Source organism: Virgibacillus salexigens (assembly GCF_014905415.1).
GTDB lineage: Bacteria > Bacillota > Bacilli > Bacillales > Amphibacillaceae > Virgibacillus > Virgibacillus salexigens.
The window spans coordinates 1,043,994-1,058,431 of sequence record NZ_BNEO01000002.1 but is presented as its reverse complement, the minus strand read 5'-3'; the positions used below and the strand labels follow the sequence as shown (position 1 = coordinate 1,058,431).

General features: G+C 35.9%; 22 protein-coding genes. All 22 read left to right on the top strand.

Annotated elements, in window-relative coordinates:
* Position 1: 1 nt before the first annotated feature.
* The 22 genes from JKP73_RS13290 (at position 2) to JKP73_RS13185 (ending at position 14,091) form a co-directional block, all read left to right on the top strand.
* On the top strand, positions 2 to 337 hold the full coding sequence (locus JKP73_RS13290; RefSeq protein ID WP_200411389.1) for a hypothetical protein: 336 nt from the start codon (positions 2 to 4) through the stop codon (positions 335 to 337).
* Positions 338 to 425: 88 nt separating this feature from the next.
* Positions 426 to 1,199 (top strand): DNA-methyltransferase, encoded by a 774-nt coding sequence (locus JKP73_RS13285; protein WP_200411388.1) that lies wholly within the window; start codon positions 426 to 428, stop codon positions 1,197 to 1,199.
* 23 nt (positions 1,200 to 1,222) lie between these two features.
* Positions 1,223 to 1,720 carry a dUTP diphosphatase gene (locus JKP73_RS13280; RefSeq protein WP_200411387.1) on the top strand — a complete coding sequence of 166 codons (498 nt, stop codon included), beginning with the start codon at positions 1,223 to 1,225 and terminating at the stop codon, positions 1,718 to 1,720.
* A complete protein-coding gene (locus JKP73_RS13275; protein WP_200411386.1) occupies positions 1,717 to 1,941 on the top strand; it encodes a hypothetical protein in 225 nt (74 codons plus the stop codon). Before JKP73_RS13280 ends, JKP73_RS13275 begins: the two co-directional genes overlap by 4 nt.
* An 18-nt stretch (positions 1,942 to 1,959) precedes the next feature.
* Positions 1,960 to 2,400, top strand: a complete 441-nt coding sequence (locus JKP73_RS13270; protein ID WP_188943299.1) for a DUF722 domain-containing protein — start codon at positions 1,960 to 1,962, stop codon at positions 2,398 to 2,400.
* 2 nt (positions 2,401 to 2,402) lie between these two features.
* Entirely contained in the window at positions 2,403 to 2,648 is a 246-nt protein-coding gene (locus tag JKP73_RS13265; protein WP_188943301.1) for a hypothetical protein, read from the top strand.
* 190 nt (positions 2,649 to 2,838) lie between these two features.
* On the top strand, positions 2,839 to 3,399 hold the full coding sequence (locus tag JKP73_RS13260; protein ID WP_188943303.1) for a tyrosine-type recombinase/integrase: 561 nt from the start codon (positions 2,839 to 2,841) through the stop codon (positions 3,397 to 3,399).
* 277 nt (positions 3,400 to 3,676) lie between these two features.
* Positions 3,677 to 4,405, top strand: a complete 729-nt coding sequence (terS, locus tag JKP73_RS13255) for a phage terminase small subunit (protein WP_188943304.1) — start codon at positions 3,677 to 3,679, stop codon at positions 4,403 to 4,405.
* Positions 4,406 to 4,417: 12 nt separating this feature from the next.
* Positions 4,418 to 5,101: an HNH endonuclease gene (locus JKP73_RS13250; protein WP_200411385.1), complete on the top strand. Its 684-nt coding sequence runs from the start codon at positions 4,418 to 4,420 to the stop codon at positions 5,099 to 5,101.
* Between the two features lie 309 nt (positions 5,102 to 5,410).
* Positions 5,411 to 5,737, top strand: a complete 327-nt coding sequence (locus JKP73_RS13245) for a hypothetical protein (RefSeq protein ID WP_188943307.1) — start codon at positions 5,411 to 5,413, stop codon at positions 5,735 to 5,737.
* Positions 5,734 to 7,482 (top strand): terminase large subunit, encoded by a 1,749-nt coding sequence (locus JKP73_RS13240; RefSeq protein ID WP_200411384.1) that lies wholly within the window; start codon positions 5,734 to 5,736, stop codon positions 7,480 to 7,482. The genes JKP73_RS13245 and JKP73_RS13240 overlap by 4 nt, the downstream gene beginning before the upstream one ends.
* A 176-nt stretch (positions 7,483 to 7,658) precedes the next feature.
* Positions 7,659 to 8,906 (top strand): phage portal protein, encoded by a 1,248-nt coding sequence (locus JKP73_RS13235; RefSeq protein WP_200411383.1) that lies wholly within the window; start codon positions 7,659 to 7,661, stop codon positions 8,904 to 8,906.
* Positions 8,899 to 9,570, top strand: coding sequence for an HK97 family phage prohead protease (locus JKP73_RS13230; RefSeq protein ID WP_188943312.1), 672 nt, complete (start codon positions 8,899 to 8,901; stop codon positions 9,568 to 9,570). The genes JKP73_RS13235 and JKP73_RS13230 overlap by 8 nt, the downstream gene beginning before the upstream one ends.
* A 1-nt stretch (position 9,571) precedes the next feature.
* Complete coding sequence (locus JKP73_RS13225) at positions 9,572 to 10,858, top strand: phage major capsid protein (protein ID WP_200411382.1); 1,287 nt, start codon at positions 9,572 to 9,574, stop codon at positions 10,856 to 10,858.
* A gap of 6 nt (positions 10,859 to 10,864) precedes the next feature.
* A complete protein-coding gene (locus tag JKP73_RS13220) occupies positions 10,865 to 11,134 on the top strand; it encodes a hypothetical protein (RefSeq protein ID WP_200411381.1) in 270 nt (89 codons plus the stop codon).
* 4 nt (positions 11,135 to 11,138) lie between these two features.
* Positions 11,139 to 11,447, top strand: coding sequence for a phage head closure protein (locus JKP73_RS13215; RefSeq protein WP_200411380.1), 309 nt, complete (start codon positions 11,139 to 11,141; stop codon positions 11,445 to 11,447).
* Positions 11,444 to 11,803, top strand: coding sequence for an HK97 gp10 family phage protein (locus JKP73_RS13210; protein WP_188943321.1), 360 nt, complete (start codon positions 11,444 to 11,446; stop codon positions 11,801 to 11,803). The genes JKP73_RS13215 and JKP73_RS13210 overlap by 4 nt, the downstream gene beginning before the upstream one ends.
* Positions 11,800 to 12,132, top strand: a complete 333-nt coding sequence (locus JKP73_RS13205) for a hypothetical protein (protein WP_200411379.1) — start codon at positions 11,800 to 11,802, stop codon at positions 12,130 to 12,132. Before JKP73_RS13210 ends, JKP73_RS13205 begins: the two co-directional genes overlap by 4 nt.
* The gene (locus tag JKP73_RS13200) at positions 12,133 to 12,723 is read left to right on the top strand and encodes a major tail protein (RefSeq protein ID WP_200411378.1); all 591 of its coding nucleotides are present in this window, start codon (positions 12,133 to 12,135) and stop codon (positions 12,721 to 12,723) included. It abuts the gene before it with no gap.
* Positions 12,723 to 13,220, top strand: coding sequence for a hypothetical protein (locus tag JKP73_RS13195; RefSeq protein ID WP_200411377.1), 498 nt, complete (start codon positions 12,723 to 12,725; stop codon positions 13,218 to 13,220). The genes JKP73_RS13200 and JKP73_RS13195 overlap by 1 nt, the downstream gene beginning before the upstream one ends.
* Positions 13,221 to 13,233: 13 nt before the next feature.
* Entirely contained in the window at positions 13,234 to 13,605 is a 372-nt protein-coding gene (locus tag JKP73_RS13190; protein WP_188943329.1) for a hypothetical protein, read from the top strand.
* 258 nt (positions 13,606 to 13,863) lie between these two features.
* Positions 13,864 to 14,091, top strand: a complete 228-nt coding sequence (locus JKP73_RS13185; RefSeq protein WP_200411376.1) for a YqaE/Pmp3 family membrane protein — start codon at positions 13,864 to 13,866, stop codon at positions 14,089 to 14,091.
* Positions 14,092 to 14,438: the final 347 nt, after the last annotated feature.

Below are 14,438 nucleotides of genomic sequence, written 5' to 3'. Positions count from 1 at the left end.
GATGATACCAGCAATAGCATTTAAGAACAAAAATAAAATAGATCGTTACTTGTCAAATGGACTAGATGCAGGTGATTGGTCAGATGAAGATTTAGACGTAGCACATGAATCATTAGAGAATGCATTCTTAATTGTTAGAGATGGTCATTCAATGCCTACTGATGAAGATGTAGAAGCCCTTTTAGGAGAGTCCAAAGCATACAAAAAATTCATGATAGACAAGTTTGGTGATGATGCTCTAATAAGTTTCGATGTAGAAAGATGGTTCGAACACTATGAACCGGTATTCGTGAAACTTACAGAAGAACAATACACAGCTTTGAAAAAGTGGAATTAGTAAAAAGAGACTCCTGACCGAGTCTCCAACAAATAAGAACAAACGTTCCCTTGTGTAGATATATTATCACATCGAGAGGGGAAACGAAATGACACTAGAAAAGAACACCATTTACAACAGTGATTGCATCGAAGGAATGAAGAAATTAGAGGATAAGTCTATTGATATGATTTTATGTGATCTACCATATGGAACAACGAACTGCAGATGGGATGAGATTATTCCTTTTGACCAGTTGTGGGAGCAATATAAACGGATTATCAAAGATAATGGAGCTATTGTATTAACAGCTAGTCAGCCTTTTACTACTAAGCTAATTTCGAGTAATATGAGCTGGTTTAGATATGAGTGGATCTGGAAGAAAGGGAGACACACAACGGGTTTTCAGAATGCTAAGCGTATGCCATTGAAAAATCATGAAAACATCTGCGTATTTTATAAAAAGCTACCAACGTATCATCCGCAGGGGATTATCCCTTTAGTGAAGGTAAGGAAATCTAGTAGAAGGAAAGGTGGCGATTTATTAGGAAAGGGTTTAACGAAGGAACATACCACTACTCATACAAATTATCCAAGATCCATTCTAGATTATTCTCGAGATAAAAAGACATTCCATCCAACGCAAAAGCCTTTAACCTTATTTGAATACTTAATTAAGACCTATACGAATAGAGGAGATCTTGTTTTGGATAACTGTATGGGTTCTTGTACTACCGCACTTGCTGCAGATAATACTAAGCGTAACTGGATTGGGTTTGAATTAGATCAAGACTACTGTAACAGAGGGATAGAGCGAATTAATACTAATAGAGAACAGTTAGGATTGTCGCAAGCCTCTGTGCAATTACTAGAAGAAGAATAGATTATAAAACAGGAGGTCAAACAATGAATTTAAATAAATTAATGCCAATTCAAAAACGGCTAGATGATCATATAAAAGACGAACAAAATTTACATGGTCAAGATTTGCTTGATGATAAGATACTCTCTCTACAAGTTGAATTAGGAGAGTTAGCTAATGAACTTCCAGAGGTATTCAAGTTCTGGTCACATAAGAAAAATAATTATGAAAGGGCATTAAAGGAGTACGTAGACTGCCTGCACTTTATTTTGAGTATTGGGTTGGAAAGAGGTAACGATAACAAGAATTTTAATTTATGTGCGGTTGAAGGATTGAAAAGGAATAGTATTACTGCTCAATTCAATTATCTGTTTGATAAGATTGGAGATTTTAGCTCTATTACTAATCACAACAACTACATGTATATTGTTCCCTTATTTATTGGCTTAGGTGAAATGCTAGGTTTCACTTGGGAACAGATCGAACAAGCATATCTTAATAAAAATAAAGTGAACCATGAAAGGCAGGAGAATGGGTATTGATTATTGTTACTGGAATCAAACAGGATTATGAGAAAATTTTAATAAATGGGGGTAAAGTAGTATCAGTTAGTCTACTAAACACTTACTTTATTGATTATGAGTTAAAGATAGGTGAAACTTGGCAAGAACAATGTACACAAATTACAACGGATGAAAAGCTTACTTTTCCTAGAGCTGAGGAAATCCTAAAAGATAGTCTACGACAAGCATTCAATGAATAAAGGTTAGGAGGTTGATTCATGCAAACAGCAATTAAACCAAAGAAAATAACATTTAAACATGCTGAATCAGAATGGTATAACTACCACCATACGTTAAAAGAAATTGCTAGATTACGTGAAAATATTATGAATCCATTTGATGAGGATCCAGACGATCCAACGATTGTAAAAGGCGCTAACTCAGTAAGAAATCCTGGTAATCCAACAGAACGAATTGCAACAAGATTAACTACAAATAAACAGCTAAATTATCTTACGGAAATAGCTGATGCCATTGATCAAGTATATAATGCTTTACCAGATGATTATAAGGAATTGGTCAGATTAAGGTATTGGAGTAAGCATAAAAAAATGACTTGGGAAGGAATATCCTTAAGATTAGATGTTAGTGAAAGACAGGCTAGAAGATGGAGAAATGAAATTATACAAGCTACTTTAGAGGTATTGGGGTGGAGATGAACATGGACACAATTTATTATGCGGTATATGACGAGGAAAGCGATAGTTATCAAGAAATGAATGTCATAAAAGGTGTGCAGGAAATGGATGTAACTATTGACGAAGATAAAGTACAGGATTCCTTTTCTCATTTGTCTCGTGGTTATGAAGGTACTCTTACAGTTGTTGAATCAAACATAAGAGAAATGTCACCAACATTACGGAAATATTTTAGATCAATAAGGATGATTGGAAAGATTTATTTATAAAATGTCCGATTCATGTCCGTTTTGGCACCTAAAATCTTGTTATTATGTTAGTGTAAACAAAAACTAAGATCCATCCTATTTTGGAACTCGGTACGTGTTGTTTACGATATATTGTGTTTATATGTGTGAGCACCTAGGCTTATAGCTTGGGTGCTATTTTTTATGAATGGAAAGAAGGTGAGCGAATGAGATGAATTTTGTTCAACCTATCAGGGATCCAGATGTCATTGAAGGAATTAAACATTATTACAAATTAAGGAGTTTACGTAATTACTTATTATTTTGTTTAGGTATTTACAGTGGCTTACGTGTAAGTGATCTCCGTGTAATTCGAGTTTGGATGGTAAGAGGATCTCATGTGAACATTCAAGAAATTAAGAATAAAAACAGAAAAAAATTCATTATCCATCCTTCCATTCGTGAAGATCTAGATAGATATATTTCTGGAAAGAGTGATCATGAATTTTTATTTGCTAGTAGACAAATTAAAACGAAGAGCCGTTTAAAGAACCAGCCAATTGATAGAAGCACTGTATATAAAATTTTGAACGATGCTGCTAGTCAATTTGGATTACAGGAAATAGGGACACATACGTTAAGAAAGACATGGGGATATCATCTTTATATGCAAGACCCAAGAAACTTAGCGTTACTAATGGATATGTTTGGACATAGTGATCCATCGGTTACTTTACGTTATATTGGCATAACACAAGACATGATGGATGCAGCTATTTTAAGGCTAAAATAAGAAATAAGTGAACCAAAAATAGGGCTATGTCTTACTCATTTTTAAAAAGTTAAAAGACATGAAATTCATCAACAGATTTAATGTGACTAATCACTTCAACAGAATATAAATTATGTTTCACTCTATAACCATATTTTAGGAGATTTGTGGTTATTTTTATATGTTTAATTTTATTGATTTTTCCAGTTAAATTTCATTTTTCTTTATCCTCGTTTAGGGTGAATTTTAAAAATGTGAAAACAAACTCAATTAAGCTTGGAGGTGGGGTGTTTAATGATTGGCTAGACCTATAAGTCCTAATAGACTAAAAGCCCTTAAAATATGGCTTAAAAGCAACAGAGAAAAGAAGCCTAAACAAATTGCAGAAGAATTAGGTATTAGTCCTGGATTAGTTCGAAAGTGGAAAAGCGTTGATAAGTGGGACGAAATTCCAGACACTCCACCGAAAAGGGGAGCGCCTTATCGAAATAAAAATGCAGTTGGTAATAAAGGTGGCGGTGCTCCTAAAGGGAATGATAATGCTGTTAAACATGGGTTGTTTCGGAAATGGTTGCCTGATGATGAGGAAACCCAAGAGATATATGATTCTGCTAGAGATGGAATGACCATGCTTGATATTTTGTATGAAGACATTCTTATTAGCTTTACTAACTTCATTCGTGCTCAAAAGTTAATGTTTGTAAAAGATCAAGACGATATGACTAAAGAGTTGAAGAAGGAAAAATACTTCAAGGAAAAAGTAGAAACGGTAAATGAACATGGCGAAATGGTTGAAGAGTATCAAGAGGTTAGTGGAGAACGTGAATACGAAATACAATTTGCTTGGGATAAACAAGCCAAAGCATTAACGTCACAAGCTGCAGCAGGAAGAGCATTATCAAATAAAATAAAACAATATGAAGAAATGATTAGATCAATGCCACCAGATGAAGTTAAAGAAGAACATCGTTTACGTGTAGAGAAAATGAAAGCTGATATAAAAGCTGTAGAATCTAAGACATGGTAAAGGAGAAGAGTAATGGCAAAACATGCAATACTAAAATCCTTCTATGCTACAGATGAGTGGATCCAATTAAGGCTTCATTTGATTAATGAACGAGGCAATAGATGTACTCATTGTGGGGAAATCATTGCAAAGTCAAAAGACATAATCGGACACCACATTAAAGAATTAACACCTGAAAACGTTCATGATCATACGATCAGTCTTAATCCTGATAACATAGAACTCATTTGTTTTGATTGCCACAACAAAGAACATAAGCGCTTTGGGTACCAAGGAGCTAAAGAAGTGTACTTGGTATATGGTCCACCAATGAGTGGTAAATCCACATTAGTCAAACAGAACATCGAGCGTGGGGATTTAGTTGTTGATATGGATGCATTGTATGCTGCAGTATCTATGCTTCCTTCCTACGATAAGCCAGATAATTTATACACAAACGTAATAGGTATTCATAACCAGCTAATTGATAATATACGAACACGGTATGGCAAATGGCATAACGCTTGGATAGTTGGTGGGTATGCCGACAAATATAAGCGTGATAGATTGACCGATGATTTAAGTGCAGAGCTTATCTTCTGTGATGTAAGTAAAGAGGAATGTCTAAGTAGACTGGAACAGGACATCGATAGACAATACAGAAAAGATGAGTGGACCAAGTATATTAATAAATGGTTCGATACCTACACGAAATGAGGCGACTAACAAATGAAGTGGAAGAGAACTACACATTATTGCATAGATAAAACATGCGGTTGGGAAGAGACATCACACAAGTTACGTGATGGCTTGAAATGTCCTAAGTGTAATGGTCCTACAATGTACTATTATCCGAAGAAAATTGGTAAGTGAAGCTAAGGAGTAAATTACAAACAATCTTATTGAGGTTAGGATTATAAGTATCCCCCCATAAATTAAATCTTAAAAACTATTTGGGGACCGAGGGGGGGACGCAATTTACACACACGGCTAAAATTTTGAAATCGCTTGGAGGTTTTTTGAAACATGTCTAAAAGGGCGGTTTATGAAAAAGAAAAAGAAAAGTTAACTGAAATATTTAGTGATGTTGAGGAATCCAAACGACAACTAGTGGAAGGGCTTATTGAAGATGCTTGCTTTTTAAAATCGGAAAATCATGATTTGAAATTATTACTATCTGATACAGGCATGGTAAACATTCATCCTACCCGAAAAGAATTACAAAAACCTGTAGAAGCTGCAAAACAGTATCTTAAAAATGTTAATAGTTATGCTGTTATTGTAAAAACGCTTAATGGTGTATTGAATAAAAACATTATTGATGATGATGACGAATTGAGCGAGTTTGAATGATCGATGGTCAAAATGTATGGGCGCATCCATACGTCTACAATGGTACGCATTCCTTTTTACTCGAGTATATTGATAAATGTAAAAAGGGAGAAATCATTATTGGCAACGAATTGATGTTGCAATTGGATATCCTAGCAGAGCACTTTAATGATTCAGAAATATTGATTGACTTTGAAGATGGCCATAAACGAATTAAGTTTATTGAAACCAAATGTAAACACTTTGAGGCTCCTTTTTCAGGGAAGCCTTTTTTATTGGAATTGTTTCAGAAGGCATTTATAGAGGCAATATACATTTTCAAAATTTTTGATGATGAAATTGACCATTATGTAAGACTTTATCAAGATGTATTATTCCTAGTGGCAAGGAAAAACGGAAAAACACCATTAATTTCAGCTTTATGTTTAGCAGAATTCTTTTGTGGTGAGCTGGGAACTAGAATTCTTTGTTCCAGTAATGATTATGAACAAGCAGACCTTATGTTCCAAGCAATTAACGCAATGCGAGAAGAAAGCAAGACCTTATCAAAGGTTACTAGGAGCAACATTAAAGGAATTTTCTTTGGCAATCCTAGAAAACCTAAAAAACGTGGGAAATTTAGCTACCAAAACAAAGGGCAAATTAAAAAGATATCTGCCAAAACGGGAGCTAAGGAAGGAAAAAATATTAAGGTTGGTGCAGTAGATGAAGCCCATGAATTAGCAGATAATACTTCTGTTATGCCAATTAGACAAGCATTATCTACACAAGATGATCCGTTGTTCATTGAATTAACGACTGAAGGGGTTGTTAACGATGGATACTTGGATGAAAGATTAAAAGAAGCTAGATCCGTTTTACACGGTGAACTAGAGAGACGGCGTTGGTTAATCTGGATGTATACACAAGATAGTGAGAAAGAAGTTTGGCAAGACGAAGAGTCTTGGTACAAATCGAATCCAGGTATGGGCGTTATTAAAAAGAGAAGTTTCCTTCGAAAAATGGTTGAAGAAGCTAAAACAAGTAAGTCTATGCGAGTTTTTGTGATGTCCAAAGACTTTAATATTAAACAAAACAATGCTACAGCTTGGCTAACAACAGAGGACATCAAGAACGAAGAAACATTTGAGCTTGAAAAATTCCGAAACAGTTTTGCAATTGGCGCTGTCGATTTATCCAGAACAGGTGACTTAGCAAGTGCAAGGGTAATTATGATTGATAAAGAAACAATGAAAAAACATACGTTCCAACAGTATTTTATACCTGAATCGAAATTAGACAATTTAGCCCGTGATGAAATTGAAACCTATAAACAATGGATTCGAGACGGTTTGATTACAGTTTCTCCTGGTAATGAAAATGATTTTAGTCTTGTTACAGCATGGTTTGTTAAGCTCTACAAAGATTATGGTATTCGTCCATTTAAAGTAGGATATGATAAATGGTCTGCCATCTACTGGGTAAAGGAAATGGAAGGCTACGGCTTTGATTGCCAAAAAGTACCACAAGAATATGGAGCAATGAGTGAACCAATGCGATTGGTTGAGGCAGACTTAAAAAGTGACATGATCATATATAACAATAATCCAGTTGATAAATACTGTTTGGAAAATACAGCCCTAGAAATGAATTCAAAAATGGAAATGCGTCCTGTCAAAGTACAAGGCAAAGAAAACATGAAAATCGATGGAGCTGTAACCATGATTATTGGATATAAGATATACATCGATAATCGAAACGAATTTATGCAGCTGATCAGGAGGTGATGGGGATTGATAAAGTTTATAAACAAATATTTAGATGATATCTTGCTCCTGTTCGGCATTGCTTTAGTGTCATATGGAGTATTTTTAATTTATATACCTTTAGGGTTTATTATCTTGGGCATTTGTTTTCTTGCAATTGCCTATTTTTATGCACGTAGTAAAGAAGGTGATCACGGTTGATTTTAGGAAACCTTTTTAAGGGAAATAAGACAAATCAACAATTCCAGCAAGCAAGAATGTTAGATGGGTATAGCCCAATTTTTTCACAGTTTGGGCAAAATGTGTATTCTTCAGATGTTGTTCAAATGTGTATTGATGTAATAGCAACGGAATGCAGTAAATTAAAGCCCAAGCATTTACGTATTGACAGCGAAGGAATGCATAAAACCGTTAATAGTTCCATGAATCGGTTGTTTAAATTCTCACCAAATGAATTAATGACAACGAGGGATTTTATTGAAAAAATCATTTGGCAACTATATTTAAACTTTAATGCGTTTATCTACCCGATGTATGAAATTAAGACGAATGCAAGAGGAGAAAAGTATCGGGAATATACAGGATTCTATCCTCTTAATCCTACGGTTGTTACATTTTTGCAGGACCAAAAACAAGATATATTTTTAGAATTACAGTTTGCGAATGGCACCAAATTTACGTTGGCTTATGCAGATGTCATTCATTTAAGAAAAAAGTTTTCTGTTAATGATGTCATGGGCGGTGGGAAAGATGGCCAACCAGATAATGAGGCTTTATTAAAAGTATTGACCATTAATGACTCCGTTTTACAAGGGTTAGATAAGGCAATAAAAACCAGTCTATCTGTTAGGGGTATTATTAACATTAATACTATGATGGATGATGAAGCACAAAAAGCAGAAAGGAAAAAATTCGAATCTGCAATAGCAAGTGGTCAAACTGGAATTATGGCAATGGATCTAAAAGGTGACTATGTAGACATCAAACCGAATCCTAAAATTGTCGATAAAGATACACTTGAATTTTTACAAAATAAAATTCTTAATTTTTATGGTGTTTCCGTTCCTATTTTGACTGGTGATTATAATGACGAACAATATCAGGCGTTTTATGAAAAAACATTAGAGCCTTTAGTGATTAGTCTAGGTCAAGCATTCTCCAAAACAATGTTTTCACAAAGAGAGCTTGATTTTGGAAATGAGATCGTCTTTTATCAAAAGGATATGATGTACCTTAGCACGAAAGCTAAATTAGATTTACTTAAGACAGCTGGGGAGCAAGGGTTACTAACGGATAATCAAAAATTAGCTTTATTAGGTTATCCACCGATTCGAGATGGAGATAAGCGGACCATGTCGCTTAATTATATTGATGTTGAGCTTGCGAATGCGTACCAAATGGGACGTAAAAATACTACGAATGGAGGAGGTAACGGGGATGAGTAAAAAGAAAACGAATTTACCAAATAAGGCCGAACCAGTAAAGCGGAATTTTGGGTTGATGGATTTACGGGCTATCGATGATGAACAAACAGGTACTTATATAGAAGGGCATCCAGCCATTTACGATCAACGTACCGATATTGGTGGTTGGTTCTATGAAATAATTGAACGTGGTGCATTTGATAGCTGTGATTTTGACGATGTTTTATTTAGTGTCAATCACGACTTACGAAAAATCCCATTAGCAAGAAGCAGAAGGAATAATGGTAATTCAACCATGCAGCTACAAACGAATGATAGAGGATTATATATCCGAGCAAATTTAGATGTAGAGGAAAATAGTGAAGCTAAATCGTTATATAGTGCAGTTAAACGTGAAGACATCGATGGGATGTCTTTTATTTTTTATGTGGATGAAGAAAAGTGGGAAGACCTGGACAGTGAGATGCCTACTAGACGTATTCAAAAGATACACAAAGTTATTGAGGTTAGTGCCGTCAATTTCCCAGCATACACGGGAACTGACATAAATGCTCGTGACAAGTCTGTGTTGGATAACGCAGCAAAGGCATTGGAGAATGCCCGGTCTCAGTTGGATAACTCGAAAAGCGAGCGGGAAATTTTGCAATTACGAAATCAAATATTATTAAACATGGAGGAAAGATAATATGAAAAAGAAATTACTAGAATTGCTTGATAAAAAGGAAGAACGTAAAAAAGATCTTGGTAAAAAGAGCCAAGCAACCGAATCTGTAGAGGAATTGCGTAGTATTAATAATGAATTAGAGACATTAAATGTAGAAATCGCTGAATTACGTAGTATGGCTGATGCTCTTCCTGATGAAGAAGATCCAGAAGGAGAACATCGTCATCAAGACCCAGAACAGCGTAATACACCGCAAGGTCAACCAAATATTTTAGGTGCTTATGGATTAGGAAATGGGCAAAGCCAAAACGAACAACGCTCGACTGATCAATATGATACACCGGAATATCGTTCCGCATTCATGGAATATGTCACAAATGGTACAAAATCAGATCAGTTAGAATTCCGTGCAGATGCTACCACAGGAACAGGCGATATTGGGGCAGTCATTCCGACCAATATCTTGAATAAGATTGTAGAGAAGTTGAATGATTATGGTCGGATTTGGAGCCGTGTTACAAAAACAAGTATGCAAGGTGGGGTAGAGATCCCTCTTTCCAGTGCTAAACCAACAGCAACATGGGTCGGATCTGGATCGATGTCCGATAAGCAGAAGAAAACGACAAAAGGGAAAATTGTTTTTACTTATCACAAGCTACAATGTCGTGTAGCAGTTGAATTAGTTGCTGGTACGGTTGCTATGCCAGTATTTGAACAGACTGTTACAGATAATATCTATGAGGCTATAATTATCGCATTAGAAGAATCAGTTATTAATGGTTCTGGTACAGGACAACCTTTAGGTATTACCAATGATCCAGATATTCCTGCAGAACAAATCGTGGAAGTTTCACCTGCTGATTATGGTAAGTACAATAAATGGACGGAGCTTTATGGAAAGATTCCTCGTAAGTATCGAAATGGATCTGTACTAATTGCAGCTGATGCTGACTGGAATAAGTATTTGTTTGGTATGGTAGATGCCAATGGACAGCCAGTTGGTCGTGTGAATTATGGATTAGATGGAACTCAATCAGAGCGATTTATCGGGAAAGAGGTAATTGCCACCGAGGATTACCTTCCATCCATTGATGATGCAGCTGAAGGGGATGTGGTTGCTATCCTAGTGAAGTTGCAAGATTACATGTTTAATAGCAATATGCAGCTATTATTCAAGCGCTACTTTAACGAAGAAACAGACGAGTGGATTAGCAAATCAACCTTAATTGGTGATGGAAAACTTGCTGATCGAAACGGGGTTGTATTGATTAAAAAAGGAGCAGGCACATCCCCAGCTATTGAAGGGTAATCCGATATGGAAAATGAAAAGTTGCTAGAAGAATGTAAGAAAGGGCTTGGCATTTCAATAGAACCAAATGAAGCCATTGACGGGCTTATTTTACAAAAGTTAATGACAGTTAAACTTTTCATGAAAGGTTCTGGGGTTCCTGATGAAAAGTTGGATGGTGATCTTGCTATTGGTGTCATTGTAATGGGTGTAACGGATTTATGGGAATTAAAGTCGGGAGAAGTTAAATTCTCTCCGGCTTTTTTTACCTTAGTTACACAGTTAGCGGTAGGGTGATGATATGAGGAAAGATAAAGAATTGGTTTTAATAAAACAAGAATATAAATTCGATGAACTTAAGAATCAAATCCCTTATGGAGAACCTCGCAGAAAACCCGTTTTATGCAGTGAGAGTTCTGTAAGCAGGAATGAATTTTATAGTGCAGGTAACAAAGGATTTAAACCCGAGAAAGTATTCTCTATTTATTCCTTTGAATATGACAATGAAGCGTTAGTCGAATTTGAGGGTCAAACGTATTCTGTTATTCGGTCCTATGTTACGAGTTATAAAGATATCGAATTAACATGCGAAAGGAATATTGGACAATGATAGACATTACCAAAGAAATCACCAATGCAGTCCGTGAATATACAAACGAGGTAAAAGAAGGGATACAAGAGGCACAAAAAGATGTATCTAAAGAAACTGCAATGGACTTAAAAAGAACAAGTCCTAAAGGTGATTATAAGGGTGGTGGTGCTTATGCTAAAGGGTGGAGAGCAAAAAAAACCAAACGTGGCTATGTGGTTCATAATGCTACGAAATATCAGTTAACCCACCTATTGGAAAAAGGTCATGCTAAACGTGGCGGTGGTCGTGTTCCTGCATATCCCCACATTGGTCCAGCAGAGGATAGAGCCATTGATGAATATGAAAAGCGAGTGGAGAAGGTGATACGAGGATGAAACTAGGGGAATTAGTTACAATCTTAGAAGCTACAGGTCTTCCTGTAGCTTATTCTCATTTTATCGCAGACGAAAATAATCCACCACCAGAGCCACCTTTTATTACTTATTTAACACCAGGAACAGATAACTTTCATGCTGATAACAGAACGTATGTCAAGATTACCAATGCTGACATTGAATTGTACACCAACAAAAAAGATCTGCAAGTAGAGAAAGTATTAGAAGATCTATTTGAACAACATGAAATAGCTTGGAATGTTGCAAACGAGTCTTATATAGAATCTGAACAATTATTTCAACGAATCTATGAATTAGGAGTGATATAAATGGGGAACAAGGTTAAATTCGGGCTGAAAAATGGGCATTATGCCACATTTACAACCGATGAAACAACGGGAGAAATTATTTACGATGCACCAAAACCATTAAAAGGCTCGGTGGAATTAAGCTTAGAACCGAGAGGTGACATGGTAGAATTTTATGCTGATGATATGCTTTTCTATTCTGCACCAAATAACCAAGGATATGATGGCACTTTATCTATTGCGTTAATACCCGATTCTTTCGCCGTTGACGTTTTAGGCGAAGAACAAGATGAGACAGATGGAGTATTGACAGAAAAAACAGATGCAAAACCCAAAAACTTTGCGTTAATGTTTGAATTTAATGGTGATAAAAAGGCAACTCGTCATGTTTTATATAATTGCTCCGCAAACCGACCTACTGTAAGTAGCAGTACCAAAACAGATTCTGTGGAGCCTACACCAGATGAGCTTACATTTGTTGCTAGTCCACGTGATACAGACTATGCAGTTAAAACAAAAACCACAGAAAATACAACGGATGAAGTTTATAATAACTGGTACAAAAAAGTTTATGAAAAAGGTCAATCTACAGGCGGAGGAGTTGAGGCGTAATGGCACAATTTAAAGCTACTGTAACCGAAAGTGTTCCAGCACATCGTTTATTATCTATTGGTGATGGTGAAAGTGTCGTTGCTATCGGGTTAACTGCTGCAGGAGAGCAACCCGATTTTTATTCAACAAGAAATATTGAAGCAAATGAAGAGGTATATGTAACGATCAAGGGAGAAATCGTTTGGGAAATTGAAGCTGGTGAAGATTTGAGCATTGGTCAATTTGTAGAAGCTGGTGAAGGTGGCGTAGTAGTTGCCTCTGCAGGTGAAGGAATTGGCTATGTCGCTGAACCAGTGGCAACAGGAAGTATTGCAAAAGTAATTAAACAATCTGCTGCTGGTGTCCCTGGTCCAAAAGGTGAACCTGGTTCAGATGGTGCAAAAGGAGCAAAGGGAGATCCGGGCGTTAGCGTAACAGAGATTACTTCTGATGGTACAAACCTTACATTTACTTTGTCAGATGGAACAATCCAAGATATTCCTTGGCCAGCACAATAGAGGAGGAGATTAAATGGAAAAAACAATTGTAATAGATGGTAAAGAGGTACGATTTAAAACAACTGCAGCAACACCATTGCGGTATAAAGCCCAGTTTCAATCTGATTTTTTTGCTGACTTACTTAAACTTGCACCGTTAAAAAAGCTTTTTCCTAAAAATTTAGATGTAGAAAATATGGATGTGGAGAAAATTCAAGAAGCAATGCGTTACCTTGATTTTGATTTATTTTATAACATTTTATGGTCAATGGCGAAAACTGCTGATAAAAGTATCCCAGAGCCTTTGGAATGGCTCGATCAATTTGAGGTTTTTCCATTAAAAGAAATCTTCCCTCAAGTTCAAGATCTTATAAACAGCAACTTACAGTCGTCTAAAAAAAAATAAAGAATCTAGAGAAGGAATCAGATGGTGAACCACTCACTACTGATTCTTTTCTTTTTATATGCAAGGCTGTTGGTCTTGATAAAAACGATATGGAAGATATGACAATTGGTTCTTGCTTAGATTTTGTAGATGAGTACATTGAGCAACGAAAACCAGACAAAGAAAAGAAAGCTAGGCAGGCAAAACAAGCTGACTTTGATTCTTTCTAAAGAATAAGATATATTGGAAATAATTGAAAGAATCAAGGGGGAGTTTAAGTTGAGGTTTTGGGCTATACTTTGTCCACCTATTGCTGTTCTAATGGCTAGGAAACCATTTCAGTCAATAATTGCTTTATTATTGTGGTTGTGTCTTTGGGTCCCTGGGAGCATTTATGCATGGGGAGTAGTGTCAGATTATAAAGATGACAAAAGAATGATGAAACAAGTGGACTACCAATTCAAACTAGAAGAAAAGAAAAAGAGAAAAGAAGAAAAGTCATCCTAATGGATGGCTTTTTTATTATACCTTTGAAAAGAGGTGAGGAACCATAGCTAAGCGCATAAAAGGTATAACAATTGAACTAGATGGAGAAACACAAGGCCTTGAGAAGGCACTTCAAAACGTAAACAAACGTAGCATAAATCTTAATTCCGAATTAAAGGATGTTCAGAGACTTTTAAAATTTGATCCTGGCAACGCAGAAGCTGCAGCTCAAAAACAAAAGCTATTAGCCGAACAAGTAGAGAACAGTGCTGAAAAACTAGATCATTTAAGGAAAGCACAAAAACAAGTTGAGAAGCAATTTCAAAATGGAGAAATTGGTGAGGATCAGTACAGGTCTTTTAAAAGAG

What these genes read in the sequence shown, in the direction of transcription:
- JKP73_RS13285 (WP_200411388.1), top strand. Translation starts at nt 426, where the DNA reads ATGACACTAGAAAAGAACACCATTTACAACAGTGATTGCATCGAAGGA.
- JKP73_RS13215 (WP_200411380.1), top strand. Translation starts at nt 11,139, where the DNA reads ATGAGGAAAGATAAAGAATTGGTTTTAATAAAACAAGAATATAAATTC.
- JKP73_RS13225 (WP_200411382.1), top strand. Translation starts at nt 9,572, where the DNA reads ATGAAAAAGAAATTACTAGAATTGCTTGATAAAAAGGAAGAACGTAAA.
- JKP73_RS13205 (WP_200411379.1), top strand. Translation starts at nt 11,800, where the DNA reads ATGAAACTAGGGGAATTAGTTACAATCTTAGAAGCTACAGGTCTTCCT.
- JKP73_RS13220 (WP_200411381.1), top strand. Translation starts at nt 10,865, where the DNA reads ATGGAAAATGAAAAGTTGCTAGAAGAATGTAAGAAAGGGCTTGGCATT.
- JKP73_RS13240 (WP_200411384.1), top strand. Translation starts at nt 5,734, where the DNA reads ATGATCGATGGTCAAAATGTATGGGCGCATCCATACGTCTACAATGGT.
- JKP73_RS13245 (WP_188943307.1), top strand. Translation starts at nt 5,411, where the DNA reads ATGTCTAAAAGGGCGGTTTATGAAAAAGAAAAAGAAAAGTTAACTGAA.
- JKP73_RS13190 (WP_188943329.1), top strand. Translation starts at nt 13,234, where the DNA reads ATGGAAAAAACAATTGTAATAGATGGTAAAGAGGTACGATTTAAAACA.
- JKP73_RS13280 (WP_200411387.1), top strand. Translation starts at nt 1,223, where the DNA reads ATGAATTTAAATAAATTAATGCCAATTCAAAAACGGCTAGATGATCAT.
- JKP73_RS13270 (WP_188943299.1), top strand. Translation starts at nt 1,960, where the DNA reads ATGCAAACAGCAATTAAACCAAAGAAAATAACATTTAAACATGCTGAA.
- JKP73_RS13250 (WP_200411385.1), top strand. Translation starts at nt 4,418, where the DNA reads ATGGCAAAACATGCAATACTAAAATCCTTCTATGCTACAGATGAGTGG.
- JKP73_RS13210 (WP_188943321.1), top strand. Translation starts at nt 11,444, where the DNA reads ATGATAGACATTACCAAAGAAATCACCAATGCAGTCCGTGAATATACA.
- JKP73_RS13265 (WP_188943301.1), top strand. Translation starts at nt 2,403, where the DNA reads ATGGACACAATTTATTATGCGGTATATGACGAGGAAAGCGATAGTTAT.
- JKP73_RS13290 (WP_200411389.1), top strand. Translation starts at nt 2, where the DNA reads ATGATACCAGCAATAGCATTTAAGAACAAAAATAAAATAGATCGTTAC.
- JKP73_RS13200 (WP_200411378.1), top strand. Translation starts at nt 12,133, where the DNA reads ATGGGGAACAAGGTTAAATTCGGGCTGAAAAATGGGCATTATGCCACA.
- JKP73_RS13195 (WP_200411377.1), top strand. Translation starts at nt 12,723, where the DNA reads ATGGCACAATTTAAAGCTACTGTAACCGAAAGTGTTCCAGCACATCGT.
- JKP73_RS13260 (WP_188943303.1), top strand. Translation starts at nt 2,839, where the DNA reads ATGAATTTTGTTCAACCTATCAGGGATCCAGATGTCATTGAAGGAATT.
- JKP73_RS13230 (WP_188943312.1), top strand. Translation starts at nt 8,899, where the DNA reads ATGAGTAAAAAGAAAACGAATTTACCAAATAAGGCCGAACCAGTAAAG.